The sequence below is a fragment of the Acinetobacter ihumii genome, assembly GCF_900625095.1.
GTDB classification, from domain to species: Bacteria; Pseudomonadota; Gammaproteobacteria; order Pseudomonadales; family Moraxellaceae; genus Acinetobacter; species Acinetobacter ihumii.
The window spans coordinates 1455104-1470777 of record NZ_LR130760.1; the positions used below are offsets into that span (position 1 = coordinate 1455104).

At 40.6% G+C, this 15674-nt stretch carries 15 protein-coding genes and 3 tRNA genes; 8 read left to right on the forward strand and 10 right to left on the reverse strand.

The window, feature by feature from the left end; all coding sequences use genetic code 11:
* Window positions 1-21: 21 nt before the first annotated feature.
* The 3 genes from groES to E0D95_RS06740 form a co-directional block, all read right to left on the reverse strand.
* Window positions 22-312, reverse strand: a complete 291-nt coding sequence (gene groES / locus E0D95_RS06730) for a co-chaperone GroES (RefSeq protein WP_004939735.1) — start codon at window positions 310-312, stop codon at window positions 22-24.
* 167 nt (window positions 313-479) lie between these two features.
* The gene (locus tag E0D95_RS06735; protein WP_130803167.1) at window positions 480-1271 is read right to left on the reverse strand and encodes a metallophosphoesterase family protein; all 792 of its coding nucleotides are present in this window, start codon (window positions 1269-1271) and stop codon (window positions 480-482) included.
* On the reverse strand, window positions 1252-2190 hold the full coding sequence (locus tag E0D95_RS06740; RefSeq protein WP_130803168.1) for a diacylglycerol/lipid kinase family protein: 939 nt from the start codon (window positions 2188-2190) through the stop codon (window positions 1252-1254). Before E0D95_RS06740 ends, E0D95_RS06735 begins: the two co-directional genes overlap by 20 nt.
* A gap of 397 nt (window positions 2191-2587) precedes the next feature.
* Between E0D95_RS06740 and E0D95_RS06745 the strand changes: the two genes are divergently transcribed.
* A complete protein-coding gene (locus tag E0D95_RS06745) occupies window positions 2588-4417 on the forward strand; it encodes a phosphoenolpyruvate carboxykinase (GTP) (protein WP_130803169.1) in 1830 nt (609 codons plus the stop codon).
* 56 nt (window positions 4418-4473) lie between these two features.
* Here E0D95_RS06745 and glpD read toward each other — a convergent pair whose 3' ends face one another.
* Complete coding sequence (glpD, locus tag E0D95_RS06750) at window positions 4474-5994, reverse strand: glycerol-3-phosphate dehydrogenase (RefSeq protein ID WP_130803170.1); 1521 nt, start codon at window positions 5992-5994, stop codon at window positions 4474-4476.
* Window positions 5995-6231: 237 nt separating this feature from the next.
* Between glpD and E0D95_RS06755 the strand changes: the two genes are divergently transcribed.
* Complete coding sequence (locus E0D95_RS06755; protein ID WP_130803171.1) at window positions 6232-6660, forward strand: hypothetical protein; 429 nt, start codon at window positions 6232-6234, stop codon at window positions 6658-6660.
* 38 nt (window positions 6661-6698) lie between these two features.
* Here the strand turns inward: E0D95_RS06755 and E0D95_RS06760 are convergent, their stop codons facing one another.
* Both E0D95_RS06760 and folD read right to left on the reverse strand, forming a co-directional pair.
* Window positions 6699-7367 carry a class I SAM-dependent methyltransferase gene (locus tag E0D95_RS06760; RefSeq protein ID WP_130803172.1) on the reverse strand — a complete coding sequence of 223 codons (669 nt, stop codon included), beginning with the start codon at window positions 7365-7367 and terminating at the stop codon, window positions 6699-6701.
* 260 nt (window positions 7368-7627) lie between these two features.
* The gene (folD, locus tag E0D95_RS06765; RefSeq protein ID WP_130803173.1) at window positions 7628-8476 is read right to left on the reverse strand and encodes a bifunctional methylenetetrahydrofolate dehydrogenase/methenyltetrahydrofolate cyclohydrolase FolD; all 849 of its coding nucleotides are present in this window, start codon (window positions 8474-8476) and stop codon (window positions 7628-7630) included.
* A gap of 153 nt (window positions 8477-8629) precedes the next feature.
* Between folD and E0D95_RS06770 the strand changes: the two genes are divergently transcribed.
* The 5 genes from E0D95_RS06770 (at window position 8630) to E0D95_RS06790 (ending at window position 10996) form a co-directional block, all read left to right on the forward strand.
* Window positions 8630-8703: transfer RNA gene (locus E0D95_RS06770), tRNA-Cys, on the forward strand.
* 11 nt (window positions 8704-8714) lie between these two features.
* Window positions 8715-8800: transfer RNA gene (locus E0D95_RS06775), tRNA-Leu, on the forward strand.
* 427 nt (window positions 8801-9227) lie between these two features.
* Window positions 9228-10391 (forward strand): glycerate kinase family protein, encoded by a 1164-nt coding sequence (locus tag E0D95_RS06780; RefSeq protein ID WP_130803174.1) that lies wholly within the window; start codon window positions 9228-9230, stop codon window positions 10389-10391.
* 73 nt (window positions 10392-10464) lie between these two features.
* Window positions 10465-10550: transfer RNA gene (locus E0D95_RS06785), tRNA-Leu, on the forward strand.
* Between the two features lie 56 nt (window positions 10551-10606).
* Window positions 10607-10996 (forward strand): hypothetical protein, encoded by a 390-nt coding sequence (locus tag E0D95_RS06790; RefSeq protein ID WP_130803175.1) that lies wholly within the window; start codon window positions 10607-10609, stop codon window positions 10994-10996.
* A gap of 19 nt (window positions 10997-11015) precedes the next feature.
* Here the strand turns inward: E0D95_RS06790 and E0D95_RS06795 are convergent, their stop codons facing one another.
* The 4 genes from E0D95_RS06795 to rlmE form a co-directional block, all read right to left on the reverse strand.
* Window positions 11016-11330, reverse strand: a complete 315-nt coding sequence (locus tag E0D95_RS06795) for a DUF5713 family protein (protein ID WP_130803176.1) — start codon at window positions 11328-11330, stop codon at window positions 11016-11018.
* A 109-nt stretch (window positions 11331-11439) separates the two neighbouring features.
* The gene (gene folP, locus E0D95_RS06800; protein WP_130803177.1) at window positions 11440-12294 is read right to left on the reverse strand and encodes a dihydropteroate synthase; all 855 of its coding nucleotides are present in this window, start codon (window positions 12292-12294) and stop codon (window positions 11440-11442) included.
* Window positions 12295-12441: 147 nt separating this feature from the next.
* On the reverse strand, window positions 12442-14337 hold the full coding sequence (gene ftsH, locus E0D95_RS06805; protein ID WP_130803178.1) for an ATP-dependent zinc metalloprotease FtsH: 1896 nt from the start codon (window positions 14335-14337) through the stop codon (window positions 12442-12444).
* 134 nt (window positions 14338-14471) lie between these two features.
* Complete coding sequence (gene rlmE, locus E0D95_RS06810; protein WP_130803179.1) at window positions 14472-15122, reverse strand: 23S rRNA (uridine(2552)-2'-O)-methyltransferase RlmE; 651 nt, start codon at window positions 15120-15122, stop codon at window positions 14472-14474.
* A 228-nt stretch (window positions 15123-15350) separates the two neighbouring features.
* Between rlmE and yhbY the strand changes: the two genes are divergently transcribed.
* Window positions 15351-15674: a ribosome assembly RNA-binding protein YhbY gene (gene yhbY / locus E0D95_RS06815; protein ID WP_130803180.1), complete on the forward strand. Its 324-nt coding sequence runs from the start codon at window positions 15351-15353 to the stop codon at window positions 15672-15674.

Here is a 15674-nt window from a genome sequence, read left to right on the forward strand (position 1 = left end):
TCAATGAGTTAAAGTGAAAGATTAGCCTTCAAGAACAGCTAAAATGTCAGATTCTTTCATGATTAAGAATTCGTCGCCATTTACTTTTACAGTTGTGCCTGCATAAGTACCAAATAACACTTTATCGCCAACTTTAACGTCTAATGCACGTACGCCATTGTCCGTAATTTGACCATTTCCTACTGCAATCACTTCACCCTGAGCAGGTTTTTCAGCAGCAGAACCTGGCAATAAAATTCCGCCAGCCGTTTTTGTTTCTTCTTCAACACGACGAATTACGACACGGTCATGTAATGGACGAATGTTGCTCATAAATAGCTCCACCAGATTAAGTCTATGATTTGATAAATGATGCTTGCCGTCATTATTGCTTTAGCAAGTATCAAAATGAATTTGATGACACTTTTGTGGGGATGGAAAAAAACGCTTCAAGGGGAAAAATCAAAATAAATGCAGTTTTTTGTATTTTTTTTAATCACTCAAGCATCTTTATGGTGTTTTAGTACCGAATCCATATGCAAAACAAAAGATTGAGTTTCTTCATCGAACCAATAATGCTGCACCGTTCCGTCAGTTAAAATGGTATTAAAACTATTCGGCAACCCTTTGTGTAAACGATAGGAAGTCGCTGTTCCTGCGTGGATATCATACACAGGATGATCAACATTTAATCTATAAATTTGAGTTAAATCATAAACGGCAGTTTTGTGTAAATGTCCATGCAACACTCCAAACAAGCCGCTTTTGCTCCAGTTATCCAACGCCATTCTGCCTAAGACTGGGCAATCTTTAATACCATGCGGATCATCTGGTGGTGTATAAAAAGGTTGATGCAAAGCGACCAGTTTCAATTTTTCTGAAGATGCCTGTTTTAAAATTTCATTGGTTTTTTGGATTTGTTCCAAAGAGATATAACCACGAGTGTGGTAGCGACGTCGAATACTATTCACCCCCACAATAAAATAATGTTCTGTTTCTAAAGTCGGCTCTAACTCGCCAAAGAAAAACTGATAACGCGCAAATGGAGAGAAAAAACGATTCCATAAATTATAAAGCGAAATATCGTGATTGCCCGGAACGACCAAATACGGAATGCGCAGTGAATCCAGAAATTGCTTACAATTATAAAATTCAACAAAGCGCGCCCGTTGAGTCAAATCACCACTAATCACCATTACTTCAGGCTGATGTTGCAAACAAAAGTTCTCAATTGCACTCAAACATGCTTGTTTTTCTGTTCCAAAATGCAGATCAGACAGATGTAGAAGCATGAGCTGGTACCATAATATTTAAAGCATTTTTTTCCACAGAAAATGTAAGTGGTGTCGCTAGTTCTTCAATTTCCCCATCAATCGCAACCGTCAGTTTTTTACTTTTGGAATCCACCACAACTCGATCTGCGCTAAAACTATATACATCTTTTGCTTGTTCAAGCTCACCTTTAATCAGTTGAAATAACATTTTGAATAAACTTAATTTATCACTTTTGGCAACCACCACACCTGCGACATGCCCTTCGGCTGCACATTCTGCAATCTTGAGATTCATCTCTTGCAATTGAAGCTGATTATTACCAAAAAAAATCAATGGTGTTTTCACTGGATAAACATGATCATCCACTGTAATTGAAAGTTTGAGCTCTTTATGATCCCGAATCAGAACATCCAAACCCGATGTATAGGCATTTAGTGTCAAGCGCCCGAGTTTTTGATTATACAATTCACGCTTTTGAATAAATAAGGGATAAAGTCCAAGACTGGCATTATTGAGATAAATTCGGTCATTAATTTTAGCCACATGCACAGAATGAGGCTTCCCCGTTGCGATCACTTCTGCTGCTTGTAATAAATCCTGTGGAATATTCAACACTCGAGCCACATAGTTAAAAGTACCCAAGGGTAAAATCCCCATCACCGCAGTGGTGTTTTTTAATTTGGATGCAACGGCGTTGAGTGTACCATCACCCCCTGCCGCGACAATCACACCGCTATTGTCCTGATCTTGATGGCGACTCAACACTTGCTGCATAAATGCATCAAAATTATCATCTGCCCCAAGTTCAAAAACCTGTATTTCAAAATCATGTTGAGTAAATATAGTCATGATCTGCTCATACACGCCTTCTTTATTGCTTGCATGAAAACCCGATTTTTCATTATAAATAATAGATAAAGGTCTGAGTTTTGCCATTTTCTATGCTTTAGGTATAAGTATTAAAACTATTTTTGGGCAATAACTAGTCAATTAAAAGAACCTTTATGTAAAATTCAAATGGAGAGCATTTATTTAATCAATAATAATACTCAACACGATTCAAAGCATTACCATTTGATTTTAAATTAAATTTTTAAAAAAAATACCATATATTTATGAATTAAATACAAATAAATTACGCTTATAAAACATGCTATCACACTGATTTTAATTAGTTAATTTATAAAAAAACGCTCAAAAAGTGATTTATTCTTTGGTCTTATTTTTTTTTTCAATTTGTGCTTTAATATCGCCACTTTTTTACTTCATCACACTAGTTGTATCACAACCAAGTGCGATTTGTACTTTGTACGTTTTTTAAATAGGCCTCACCATGACCCAAGTGAACGCACCAGAATTCGTTCGTCATCCTAAGCTTATTGCATGGGTTGAAGAAATTGCAAAATTAACCAAACCTGCAAAAATCGAGTGGTGTGACGGTAGCGAAGAAGAATATCAACGTCTGATTGACCTGATGATCGCCAACGGCACAATGCAAGCACTCAATCAAGAAAAACATCCAGGTTCATATCTTGCAAATTCTGATCCTTCTGACGTTGCCCGCGTTGAAGACCGTACCTTCATCTGTTCTGAAAAACAAGAAGATGCAGGCGCGACAAATAACTGGGAAGCACCAGCAGCAATGCGCGAGAAGCTCAACGGTTTATTTGACGGTGCTATGCAAGGTCGTACCATGTATGTGGTTCCATTTTCAATGGGTCCATTAGGTAGTCACATTGCCCAGATTGGTATCGAGTTAACCGATTCTCCATATGTTGCAGTCAGCATGCGTAAAATGGCACGTATGGGCAAGGCGGTTTATGACGTCTTAGGCACAGATGGCGAATACGTACCATGTGTTCACACTGTGGGTGCACCGCTTGCTGAAGGCGAAAAAGATGTTGTATGGCCATGCAACGCTGAAAAATATATTGTTCATTACCCAGAAACTCGTGAAATCTGGTCATTTGGTTCAGGTTACGGCGGTAACGCACTTCTTGGTAAAAAGTGTTTAGCACTTCGTATCGCTTCTGCCATGGGTCGCGAGCAAGGCTGGTTAGCTGAACACATGCTCATTCTAGGTGTAACCAACCCACAAGGTGAAAAACACTACATCGCAGCAGCATTCCCTTCTGCTTGTGGTAAAACTAACTTTGCTATGTTGATTCCGCCAGCAGGCTATGAAGGCTGGAAAATCGAAACCGTAGGTGATGACATCGCTTGGATCAAACCGGGTGAAGATGGTCGTCTGTATGCCATCAACCCAGAGGCTGGTTTCTTCGGTGTTGCACCGGGTACAAATACCAAAACCAACCCAAACTGTATGGCAACTTTGCATAAAGATGTCATTTATACCAACGTCGCTGTCACTGATAATGGTGAAGTATGGTGGGAAGGTCTTTCTAAAGAAGTTCCTGCAAACCTAACTAACTGGAAAGGTCAACCGCACGTAGCTGGTGAAAAAGCTGCACATCCAAATGCGCGTTTCACAGTTGCCGCAGGTCAATGTCCTTCTATTGATGCTGACTGGGAAAATCCAGCGGGTGTTCCAATTTCTGCCTTCATCTTTGGTGGTCGTCGTGCAGATACTGTGCCTTTGGTTTCAGAAGCATTTGACTGGGTAGATGGTGTTTATAAAGCAGCGACCATGGGTTCAGAAACAACAGCTGCGGCAGTCGGTCAACAAGGTGTGGTACGTCGTGACCCATTTGCAATGTTACCATTTACAGGTTACAACATGGCAGACTACTTCCAGCATTGGTTAGAAGTCGGTCAACAAGTCGGTGAAAAAGCAGAAGCTGCGGGTAATAAATTACCAAAAATCTTCAATGTAAACTGGTTCCGTCGTGATGCTGAAGGTAACTTTGTATGGCCTGGTTTTGGTCAAAACATGCGTGTACTTGAGTGGATGATTGACCGTGTTGAAGGTCGTGCCAATGCCGTTGAAACACCAATTGGTTACGTTCCAACTTATGATGATCTAAACTGGGCAGGTACCGATTTTTCTAAAGAAGAATTTGATCTGATCACTGCACAAGACAAAGATCAGTGGATTACTGAAATCGAAAGCCATACAGAATTGTTCAATAAACTGGGCGATCGTTTACCACAAGCATTAAAAGAACGCCAAGAAGCGTTGTTAAATGCAGTTAAAACGTCATAATTGACGTTTTAGTGTAAAAAAGACCGCTACTTAAGCGGTCTTTTTTCTTTATGGTTTTAAGCAATCTTACTTTGCTGATGACCCAAAACATCTTGAAGATAATCATTTAGTGACTCAACTTCATTATTGTTAAATTTTAAGCCTAATTTGCTTCGTCTCCACAAAATATCATCTACCGATTGTGCCCATTCCACTTCGATTAGATAGTCAACTTCACATTGATAAAGACCATAACCAAAATTTATACCAAAATCATCCAAAGAGTGAACTTCTCTCAATAACTGCCAGACACGAGTGCCATAACTACTCGCCCAGCGCGTTGCGATATCAAGTGGAATGTTTTTAATTCTTAACTGAATGCCGCGGATTAATCCATCTAAACTTTTAAAATACTCACCTCCGGGTAAAGGCTCATGCTCGGTCCACTGTGCCTGCAACTCAGGAAAATAAACACTTAACTCATCCAGTGCCGATTCTGCAAGTTTACGATAGGTCGTCAATTTCCCACCAAATACCGATAACAATGGTACCGTCTCATGGATCAACGTCATCGCCAAGGTATAATCGCGAGTTACTGCTGAAGGTTGATCAGATTCATCGTCACACAAAGGTCTTACCCCTGAGAAAGTTTCAATAATATCTGCTTGCGTGAGAGTATGTTCAAAATGCAAATTGACCACTGCCAGCAAATATTCAATTTCATCCTGTGTGATGTCGACCTGCTGTAAATCTCCTTGATAAATTCGATCTGTAGTTCCAATGAGCGTGTATTCATTTAAATAAGGAATGGTAAACACAATTCGCCGATCTTCATTTTGTAAAATATAGGCATAATCTCCATCATAAAGCTTAGGCACAATCAAATGACTGCCCTGTATTTGGCGAATTTTATAAGGCGATTTGAGTTTTAATGTCTCATTGACAAAATGTTCAACCCACGGTCCTGCCGCATTGACCAGTGCCTTTGCACGGATTTGATACTGGTTTTGTGATTGTTTTAAAGTTAATCGCCAAGCATTATTTACAACTTCTGCGGCAATGCATTCTGTACGTGTGACCAGTTCTGCCCCTTTTTCTCTGGCCTGAATCGCATTTAAAATGACCAGACGTGCATCATCCACCGCACAGTCAGAATATTCAAAGCCCAATACGATATCCTGTTTTAATGGGCTTTGAGCATCGAAGAGTAACCGTTTGGATGCAGGCAGTTTTTCTCGTTTACCCAAATAATCATATAGAAACAAACCTGAACGGATGAGCCACGCAGAGCGTAAATGTGGACGATGCGGTAAAACAAAACGCAAAGGACGAATAATATGAGGTGCTTTTACCATTAAAACTTCGCGTTCAGCAAGTGCTTCTCGCACTAAACGAAATTCAAAATGCTCCAAATAACGTAATCCACCATGAATTAATTTGCTACTGGCCGATGAAGTATGACTTGCAAAGTCATCCTTCTCACACAAAAAGACCGATAATCCGCGTCCAGCAGCATCATTGGCAATGCCTACACCATTAATACCACCGCCAATGACTGCCAGATCATAAAGAGGAAGCTCATCTAAATCAGATAACATCTTTTCACTCCTCTTTTATTGTTATTAGGCTCATGTTCACCAATTTTTAAAATAGCAAATTTAGCAGCAAACTAAAAGTTTTGTTTTTCGCCAAAATATGTATTTTTGATGTTGTTTATTTGGTTTTAAAGTTAATACAATTTTATCGTTTGTTTCGTTTTACATAAGCTTAAAATATCAAATAAGCCTTTTAGATTTTTATGATTGATTTAAATATATATGACAAGGAATAAACGCATGAAAACAACATTATTATTTTTACTTTCAGGAACGGTGATGATCTTGACTGCCTGTCAAAGTACACCGCGCCAATATAACGGTAATACAGGTTATCAAATTGAGAATAAAACAGCATCTTCTGCAACTTTAGCCTACACGCTTGCAGGACGTTCCAATCAGGAACTGGATGAACGTAAATTACAACGCGCTTGCCAACAGGTCCTAGGCACAACACAAAACTATAAATTATCAATTTTAAGTGTAAATGAAATTGCAAATCCCGCTGCCAACCAATCAACACATGATGCCTTACAAGTTGGTAATTCACGGATGTCTGTCGGACTTATGGATTCCCCTAGCTTAAATAACAGCGAAGGCTATGCAACCCGTCAAGCCCTAGACAGTAAGCCAAGTACACTGAAAGTTGTACGCTATACCTGCTCATAATATTAAGTCATCATCCACTAAGAAAAAACGCTGTAAATTTACGGCGTTTTATAAAAGCTCACATTGCGAAACTCTTTGGCTTCATCCAGATCCGGCCATGTGGTGGCACTGCGCTCATCAATCTTCATGTATTGCGGATGACTAAAATTCTTCACTCGACTGTCTGCCACCCACACCTCTGGAGCAAATTTAAGAAATTCATCCAGAAAGAAACGATTAGATTGATCATATAAAACATCGGCAGCCAGTAATATATCGACTTGTTCTGCTTTGTATAGATCATCTAAATATTCAAGCTCAACATGATTTAGCAACGCATTTTCACGGCAAGCATCCAGACTGACCTGATCAATATCACAACAAATCACGCGCTTGGCACCTGCCATTTTCGCTGCAATCGCAACCACCCCAGAGCCTGCACCAAAATCTAAAACCACTTTATCTTTGACATGCTGCGGTTCTGCCAGTAACCATTGCGCCATCGCCAGACCCGATGCCCAACAAAAAATCCAGTAAGGCGTGTCATTCCAAATCCGCCGTATGACTTCATCATCCAGACGATCCGTTGGAAACACAGGTGGAATTAACCAAAGTGAAATGGGCGTTTCAGGTAACTGCTGTGCGGTTAATTCGCAGTTCGGAATCACGTCATGCAAAGCACTGTGCAAATGCGCTGGGGCTTTAGAAAATTGAAAAGTATGATTCATGGTCAAACCTTACATGTAAAATCTTGATCAGATTTTAAAAACCCTGCCGATGCTCGACCTAATCATCACAATTGTCCGAGCAAAATTCGAATATATTAAAAAAGTTTCTGTAAAACTTCGGCTCAAACACGTCCAGATATCGAACCCTACGATGAAAAAGGTTTGGGTTACTTTTACCAAAACAAAAGTAACCGAGCAGCTTGCTGTTTCACTCGCTCAAACAACAAGACTCACTGCGTATTTTCAGACCCGTTCAATGTTTAAGCTAAAGCTTTTTCAGCCGCTTCAACAGTTTGACGAATTAAAGTAGTAATGGTCATTGGTCCGACACCACCTGGTACAGGCGTATAAGCCGATGCAATGTCTTCGATGCCCTTCAATTGAATATCGCCTACACCACCACCTTCACGTGGATGAAAACCTGCATCAACCACAACAGCGCCCGCTTTAATCCAGTCTTTTTGAATCAGCTCAGCCTTACCGACCGCCCCTACAATAATATCAGCCTGTTTGACAAACTCAGCTAAATTCTGCGTACGTGAATGGCAAATGGTCACCGTCGCATTGGCTTCAAGTAACATGGCAGCCATTGGCTTACCTAAAATTGCAGAGCGACCAACGACAACAGCATGTTTACCTGCAATTTCGATGTTGTTTTCTTTAAGAATGGTCATGATGCCCGCAGGTGTTGCAGAACCATAAGCCGCTTCCCCCATCGCCATACGACCATAACCCAAACAGGTCACACCATCGACATCTTTAGCCAAAGAAATTGCATCGAAGCACGCACGCTCATCAATTTGTGCAGGAACAGGATGCTGTAACAAAATTCCATGTACATCTGGATTGGCATTGAGTTTTTCAATTTCAGCCAAAAGCTGCTCAGTGGTCGTTTCTTGTACTAATTCAATTTTTAGCGAATCCATACCTACGCGACGACAAGCATTCCCTTTCATACGGACATAAGTCGCAGACGCGCCATCATCTCCCACTAAAATTGTCGCCAAAATAGGGGTACGACCTGATTTTGCTTTTAACGCTTCTACGCGCTTAAGCAAGTCAGCTTCAATTTGTTTTGCCAATGCACGACCATCAAGAACCAATGCCACAGCACATCTCCAAAGTAGATATGAATTCAATTTTGCAAATGATACATGATAATTGAGTCAATTTTATTTTAGATGTTGTTTTTCTGCGCATATTCGCTGAAATCACTATTGTTTTTTTTCTGAAGCTTGCTAATATGTGCATCACCAAATGATGGCGGGGTGGCAGAGTGGTCATGCAGCGGACTGCAACTCCGTGTACGCCGGTTCGATTCCGACCTCCGCCTCCAAATTTGGTTAAGCCCGGGTGGTGAAATAGGTAGACACAGGGGATTTAAAATCCCCCGCCCACAAAGCGTGCCGGTTCGAGTCCGGCCCCGGGCACCATTTTAAATCAGTTAAAATGGTGCCAATAAAGAATCCAGCATAAGCTGGTTTTTTTATGCCTTTCATAAACTAAGACCATCAATCTCTCATCGACAGCCATATTCGATTATAACAACGGCTGATTATGTTGGGTGCAATAAAACCCACCAGAGCACAAAGTAAACTCACTGCTACAATAATACTTAATGAAGCATATGACGTATTCAGATATTTTGCGACGGACAAAGCCACACTAAAACCTAAAATTAGACCCAATACCCCGTAACAAACTGTGAAAAGCAGCCGATCAATCATCGTCCATCGCTCAATTCTTTTTCTCATTTTGATGATCCAATTCAATATTTCGCCTTACAATAAAGCCATGTTATCTTAAACATTGTCACATCTTAAATCATTCATTTAACTCAAAAACAAGCCGTCACCTTCTATGCCTAAAACTTTTGTACTTGCGCCAGACTCATTCAAGGAAAGCATGACAGCCTTGCAAGCTTGTCATGCTATGCAATCAGGCTTAGAAAAAATTTTCACTGATGCCCATTTTATTTTATGCCCTATGGCAGATGGTGGCGAAGGTACGGTCGATGCATTGATTGATGCAAAGCAAGGACAGCGAATTGATATTGACGTAATGGGGCCGCTACCCACGCAGCATATCTCGACTTATTTTGGTTTAATTGATCAAGGCAAAACTGCGGTCATTGAAATGGCAAAAGCCAATGGAATCCATTTACTTGCCCCTAAACAACGTAATCCTTTATTTACCTCCACCTTTGGCACTGGTCAGATGATAAAGGCCGCACTAGATTATGATGTTAGTCGAATTATTATTGGTTTAGGTGGCAGTGTTACCAATGATGCAGGCATGGGTATGGCGGCTGCTTTAGGTGCAAAATTTCTGGATCACAATCAACACATGGTCAGTTTGGGCGGTAGATATCTCGATCAAATTCAATCAATAGATTTGAGTCAACTTGACTCTCGTCTAAAAAATGTTGAAATCATCATTGCCAGTGATGTAAGCAATCCTTTACTCGGACCTGAAGGTGCAACACGAGTTTTTGCTCCACAAAAAGGCGCAACAGCAGAAATGGTACAACAGCTTGAATCTAAGCTAACTCACTTTGCCCACTTAGTTGAACAGCAACTTGATATTCAAGTGAAAAATGTTGCAGGTGCTGGTGCAGCAGGTGGTTTAGCGGCTGGGCTTTTGATGTTTACTCAAGCCAAAATTCAATCTGGTATAGAAACCATGATTGAGCAAACAGATTTAAAACACGCCATTGCTCAAGCTGATTATGTTTTTACCGGTGAAGGTGGAATTGATTTTCAAACCAAATTTGGAAAAACTCCAATTGGGGTTGCACGTCTTGCACAAAAATATAATAAACCTGTTTTTGTTTGTGCAGGATATGTGGGTGATGGTATAGATGAGCTTTATCACGACGGAATTACTGCTATTTTCGGGATTTTAGACCAAAACAGTGATCTTGAGACTGCACTCAAAAATGGCTCAAAAAATCTAACCCGCAGCTGTGAAAATATCGCAAGGCTCATTAACTTGCTGGATTCAAGCACTTTAAAAGATAAGTAGTTGCCTGAAAAAACTACAAATAATTCAGGATATTCTTGCCAATGTCGGGCGGTTCCTCTATTATTGCCGACATGCCCGGGTGGTGAAATAGGTAGACACAGGGGATTTAAAATCCCCCGCCCACAAAGCGTGCCGGTTCGAGTCCGGCCCCGGGCACCATTTTAAACAGTTAAAATGGTGACAATTAAAAGATCCAGCATTATGCTGGTTTTTTTATGTCTATAAAAACCAATCGTATGAAAAATCTCTGGATGGTTTCTTTCTCAGCGTTATTGACTGCTCTAAGTAATGTGCCCACTCATGCGCAAGATATTTTTATGGGAACCATTGTGGTCAAAGAGCAGAACTTCTATTTAAAACGTTGCACAATGGGAGCAGATGAATATCTAATTCAAAGTGATCATCCTGAGATTTTTAAACAACTTCAACAGCTTAATCAAAATTATACAAAGTATTGGTTAAGTCTAGCAGCAACAGTTAGTCTTGATGATGAAAATAATTTAAAACTAGATGTCAAAGAAATTTTAGATGTACATCCAGAAAGAAGCTGTCATCTCAATGAGGCTTTAGATGATTTGTCACAACTTGACACTACTGAAAATTAAAAGAAAAAAAGAATGGTGTTTACCATTCTCTACTTACCACCAATTCTTCAAGGTCAATATCTAAATATCCGGCATCCTGAACCACCATCATCATGGCTTCTGCAATATAATCCGTTGCAGTATCATCCAGACAAGCATCTAAATCCTCAAATTCAGCCTTCATCTCATTAATTTTTGACAATGTTGCATCGGCCAATCGGTAAATTTCTGATGTTGTTTTTTCAGACGTTTGAATTTGACGCGAAAACGTATAAATATGCTGTCTGATTTCAGCAACTAAAATTTCAGGATAATAACCATCATCAAACATTGGGAGAAGAAGATCATTCAACATGAGCCACACTTAACATCATAAATTTCCGTGCTGCTTATAACACATCCTCACAAAAAATTCGAGCTTGAGTGATTTGTATAACTTTATATTTGGCTACCCAATCTCAATTTTATATGGTTTGATTCATTGCTTGCCATACGCGAATCGCATCAACAGTCGCCTTAACATCGTGGGCACGCACGATAGACGCTCCCTGCTGGATACTGAACAAATGTGCAGCCACACTCCCAACAGCACGTTGCTGTGCATCTACACCCCCTAAAGCTTCACCAATGAAGCGTTTACGTGATAATGCAGACAAAATTGGATAACCCAAGTCATTGAGCTTCCAGAATTGCTGTAATAGCTTTAAATTTTGCTGCGCATTTTTAGCAAAACCAAATCCCGGATCGATTAAAATATTTTCAGTTTTCACACCTATTTTAAGCGCATCCTCAATTCGGGCTTGCAACTCTGTCATGACCTCTGCCACCACATCGTTATATTGAGCCAGTTGATTCATCGTAGTTGGCTCACCACGCATATGCATAATAATGACAGGGATATTCAACTGCGCTGCTGTTTGTAAGGCACAGGGACGCGTTAATGCACGTACGTCATTCCAGATATGTGCCCCTGCTTCTACTGCGGCTTTGATGACTTGCGGTTGACTGGTATCAATCGACAGTATGGCTTTCTCTTTTGCGAGCAATTCAACAACAGGCACAACACGTCGAATTTCCTCATCAATCTCAACAGGTGAAGCTCCCGGTCGGGTCGACTCTCCCCCAATATCGATAATGGATGCTCCCTCTGCGAGCATTTGCATGGCATGCGTATAAGCCTTTTGCTTCTGATGATATTGTCCACCATCACTAAATGAATCAGGTGTAACGTTCAGAATGCCCATCACCTGTGGCTGAGATAAATCTAACTGATATTGACCGCAGTCCAGTTTACGTTGTGGCAAAGGCATTAAACGCATGAAGTTACTCCTTTCATTCAGTCATAGTTTAACAGTAAGCAATCAAATCAGAACTATTTTCACTGGCTATCAAGCTGAACAATGATCAAATAAAAAATAAGCAAAATAAAAAGAGCTGCCTAGGCAGCTCTTTGATCGATTCAAAAATTAACTCATTGAAGGTAATGGTGGCGGCGTTGAAGGCCCACTACTTGGTGGATCTAAGTCAACTACTGGGTTTTCCGCAACATAAACTTTTGGTGGACGTGGTTCACGACCTTCCATAATGTCACGTACTTGCTCACGGTCAATGGTTTCCCAATCCATGAGTGCTTTCACCATCACATGGGCTTTATCCTGATTACCATCCAAGATGTCCCAAGCAACTTTATATTGTTCATCCAAAATACGGCGAACTTCTAAATCAACCTGTTGTTGAGTTGCTTCTGAAATAGTACGGCTACCGACATTACCAAAGAAACCATTCTGGTTTTCGTCTTCATAAACCATCACACCGAGTTTATCTGACATACCGTATTTGGTTACCATGGCACGTGCCATTTTAGTTGCACGTTCAAAATCGTTGGAAGCACCTGTTGATTGTTGCTTCATAAAGATTTCTTCAGCAATACGACCGCCAAATAAAATCGAGATTTCATTCAGCATTTTTTCTTTGTAATTACTGATTTGATCTTGTTCAGGAAGCTGCCAAGTCACACCCAAAGCCCAACCACGCGGCATAATAGTCACTTTATGTACAGGGTCAGTTCCTGGCAGCATCTCAGCAACAATCGCATGTCCAGACTCATGGTAAGCGGTATTTTTACGCTCTTCTTCACGTATAATCATCGATTTACGTTCAGGGCCCATATAAATCTTGTCTTTAGCATCTTCAAAGTCATGCATATCGACCGTGTTTTTATTGCGGCGGGCTGCAAACAAAGCGGCTTCATTGACAAGGTTTGCCAGTTGAGCACCCGAGAAACCCGGTGTACCACGTGCTAACACTTTGACATCAACACCTGTTACAGAAGGAAGCTTTTTGAGGTGAACATTTAAAATTTGTTCACGACCATTGATGTCTGGCAAGCCAACCATAACTTGACGGTCAAAACGACCCGGACGTAATAAAGCTTTATCCAATACATCTGCACGGTTAGTTGCAGCAATAACGATTACACCTTCATTGCCTTCAAAGCCATCCATCTCAACCAGCATCTGGTTTAGGGTCTGTTCACGTTCATCGTGACCACCACCTGTACCAGAACCACGATGACGACCTACCGCATCAATCTCATCAATAAAGATGATACAAGGCGCATGGCGTTTCGCTTGCTCAAACATGTCACGGACACGGGATGCACCCACACCCACAAACATTTCAACAAAGTCTGAACCTGAGATACTAAAGAATGGAACTTTCGCCTCACCCGCAATCGCTTTAGCGAGCAAAGTTTTACCTGTACCTGGTGGACCCACCATGAGTACACCACGTGGAATGGTTGCACCTAAACGTTTAAATTTAGCAGGGTCTTTTAGGAAATCGACAATTTCAACCACTTCTTGTTTGGCTTCGTCACAACCTGCAACATCTTTAAATGTCACTTTGATCTGGTCTTCCGAAAGCATTTTTGCCTTGGACTTACCAAAACTCATTGGACCGTTCTTGCCACCAGCACCCCCGCCCATATTGCGCATAAAGAACATGAACAATAAAATAATGAGCAGTACAGGGAAACTAGCAATGAGAAGTTGCATCAACAAGCCCTGACGTTGTGGAGCAGTTCCTTCAACTACAACGTTGTTTTTATTTAGGCTTGGTAAAAGCTGGGTGTCTTCAACCTGCGGACGCACTGTTTCAAAATGAGAGCCGTTGGTTTTTTCACCACTAATATTTAAACCATCAATAGTGACTTGCTTAATTTGACCAGCATTCACCGCAGCAACGAATTCTGAATAATTCATTGCCGATGGCTTATTGCGGTCACTGATGTTACTGAAAATCAAAATCAGAACACCAAGTATTATTAGCCACAATACGGCATTCTTGAAGAGATCGCTCAAAGCTTTATTCCCATTATCAATCTAATTTGATCCTGCCCATGACGGGGTAGACCTTAGTAAACAGCAAGTCTAAAGCTTGCTACAAGTTGAAATTGTACAAAATGCACAATTTTTATCGACTTGGCAAGTAAACTTTAACGCATTGCCTTTTTACGTCCCTGCCCAATCAAAAATACTTCTTTTGAACGAGCACGAGAAGCTTCAGGTTTTGCAGTTTTCAATACATCAAAACTATCCACGACTTGCTTGCGGAATTCATCGAAACCCGCCCCCTGAAACACTTTTACCACAAACTGTCCATTTGGGCCGAGTACTTTCTGGGCGAAATCAAGTGCCAGCTCACACAGGTAAATCTGACGGGGTTGATCTACAGCCCTATTACCTGATGTATTGGGGGCCATATCTGAAATTACAATATCTACGACACGGCCATTTAAAATATTTAACAATTTTTCGAAAACTTCCTCTTCGCGAAAGTCTCCCTGCAAGAAAGTAACATCAGGCAATGCATCCATCGCTAAAATATCAGATGCAATAACTAAACCTTTACTACCGACCAATTTTCCTGCAATTTGTGACCAGCTACCGGGTGCTGCACCTAAGTCAACCACAGTCATGCCAGGTCGAATAAGTTTATATTTTTCCTGAATCTCAAGAAGTTTATATGCAGCACGGGCGCGATAACCTTCCTTTTGTGCCCTTTTTACAAAAGGGTCATCGAGGTGTTCTCGCATCCACGCACGACTACTTTTAGATAACTTCTGGTTGGTAATGCGTGTCGCCATAACTCACTAAATATTAAAAAACTTCTGATTTATTATTCTACGTGAAAAATATCAATCATGCAGTATACATATGTATCTTTAATGCGTTCTTCTTTGGTTTTTTTTCAATGGTGCTCATCGAATATTTCACTGATTCACTCATATTTATTCTTGTTTAAACTCAGCTCAATCTATCTTAGAAACATGATGCAAGTTATACTAGGCTGTTTTTACATTTAGGTAGTTTTCATGGCGGCTTTATCCATTCAAGAGCGCAAACGTTTACGTCAAATTGGACATGCACTTAATCCTGTGGTCATGATTGGTGGTCAGGGTCTCACCGAAAATGTAATTGAAGAAACTTCGCGTGCACTTAATGACCACGAACTGATTAAGGTCAAGGTTGCAGGTGAAGATCGTGAAGTGCGTGCTCAAGTGATCGATCAATTGGCTGAAGCAACTCAGTCACAAGTGGTCCAAAAAATTGGTAAAATCGTGCTGTTGTATAAAAAAGCAGCCAAGCAAAATCCGCATTTATCCAATCTGGTTCGTCACGCACATTTATCAAATTAA

What these genes read in the sequence shown, in the direction of transcription:
- E0D95_RS06755 (WP_130803171.1), top strand. Translation starts at nt 6,232, where the DNA reads ATGAAAACAACATTATTATTTTTACTTTCAGGAACGGTGATGATCTTG.
- folP (WP_130803177.1), bottom strand. Translation starts at nt 12,294, where the DNA reads ATGCGTTTAATGCCTTTGCCACAACGTAAACTGGACTGCGGTCAATAT.
- E0D95_RS06780 (WP_130803174.1), top strand. Translation starts at nt 9,228, where the DNA reads ATGCCTAAAACTTTTGTACTTGCGCCAGACTCATTCAAGGAAAGCATG.
- yhbY (WP_130803180.1), top strand. Translation starts at nt 15,351, where the DNA reads ATGGCGGCTTTATCCATTCAAGAGCGCAAACGTTTACGTCAAATTGGA.
- rlmE (WP_130803179.1), bottom strand. Translation starts at nt 15,122, where the DNA reads ATGGCGACACGCATTACCAACCAGAAGTTATCTAAAAGTAGTCGTGCG.
- E0D95_RS06745 (WP_130803169.1), top strand. Translation starts at nt 2,588, where the DNA reads ATGACCCAAGTGAACGCACCAGAATTCGTTCGTCATCCTAAGCTTATT.
- E0D95_RS06795 (WP_130803176.1), bottom strand. Translation starts at nt 11,330, where the DNA reads ATGTTGAATGATCTTCTTCTCCCAATGTTTGATGATGGTTATTATCCT.
- E0D95_RS06735 (WP_130803167.1), bottom strand. Translation starts at nt 1,271, where the DNA reads ATGCTTCTACATCTGTCTGATCTGCATTTTGGAACAGAAAAACAAGCA.
- E0D95_RS06790 (WP_130803175.1), top strand. Translation starts at nt 10,607, where the DNA reads ATGTCTATAAAAACCAATCGTATGAAAAATCTCTGGATGGTTTCTTTC.
- E0D95_RS06740 (WP_130803168.1), bottom strand. Translation starts at nt 2,190, where the DNA reads ATGGCAAAACTCAGACCTTTATCTATTATTTATAATGAAAAATCGGGT.
- glpD (WP_130803170.1), bottom strand. Translation starts at nt 5,994, where the DNA reads ATGTTATCTGATTTAGATGAGCTTCCTCTTTATGATCTGGCAGTCATT.
- E0D95_RS06760 (WP_130803172.1), bottom strand. Translation starts at nt 7,367, where the DNA reads ATGAATCATACTTTTCAATTTTCTAAAGCCCCAGCGCATTTGCACAGT.
- groES (WP_004939735.1), bottom strand. Translation starts at nt 312, where the DNA reads ATGAGCAACATTCGTCCATTACATGACCGTGTCGTAATTCGTCGTGTT.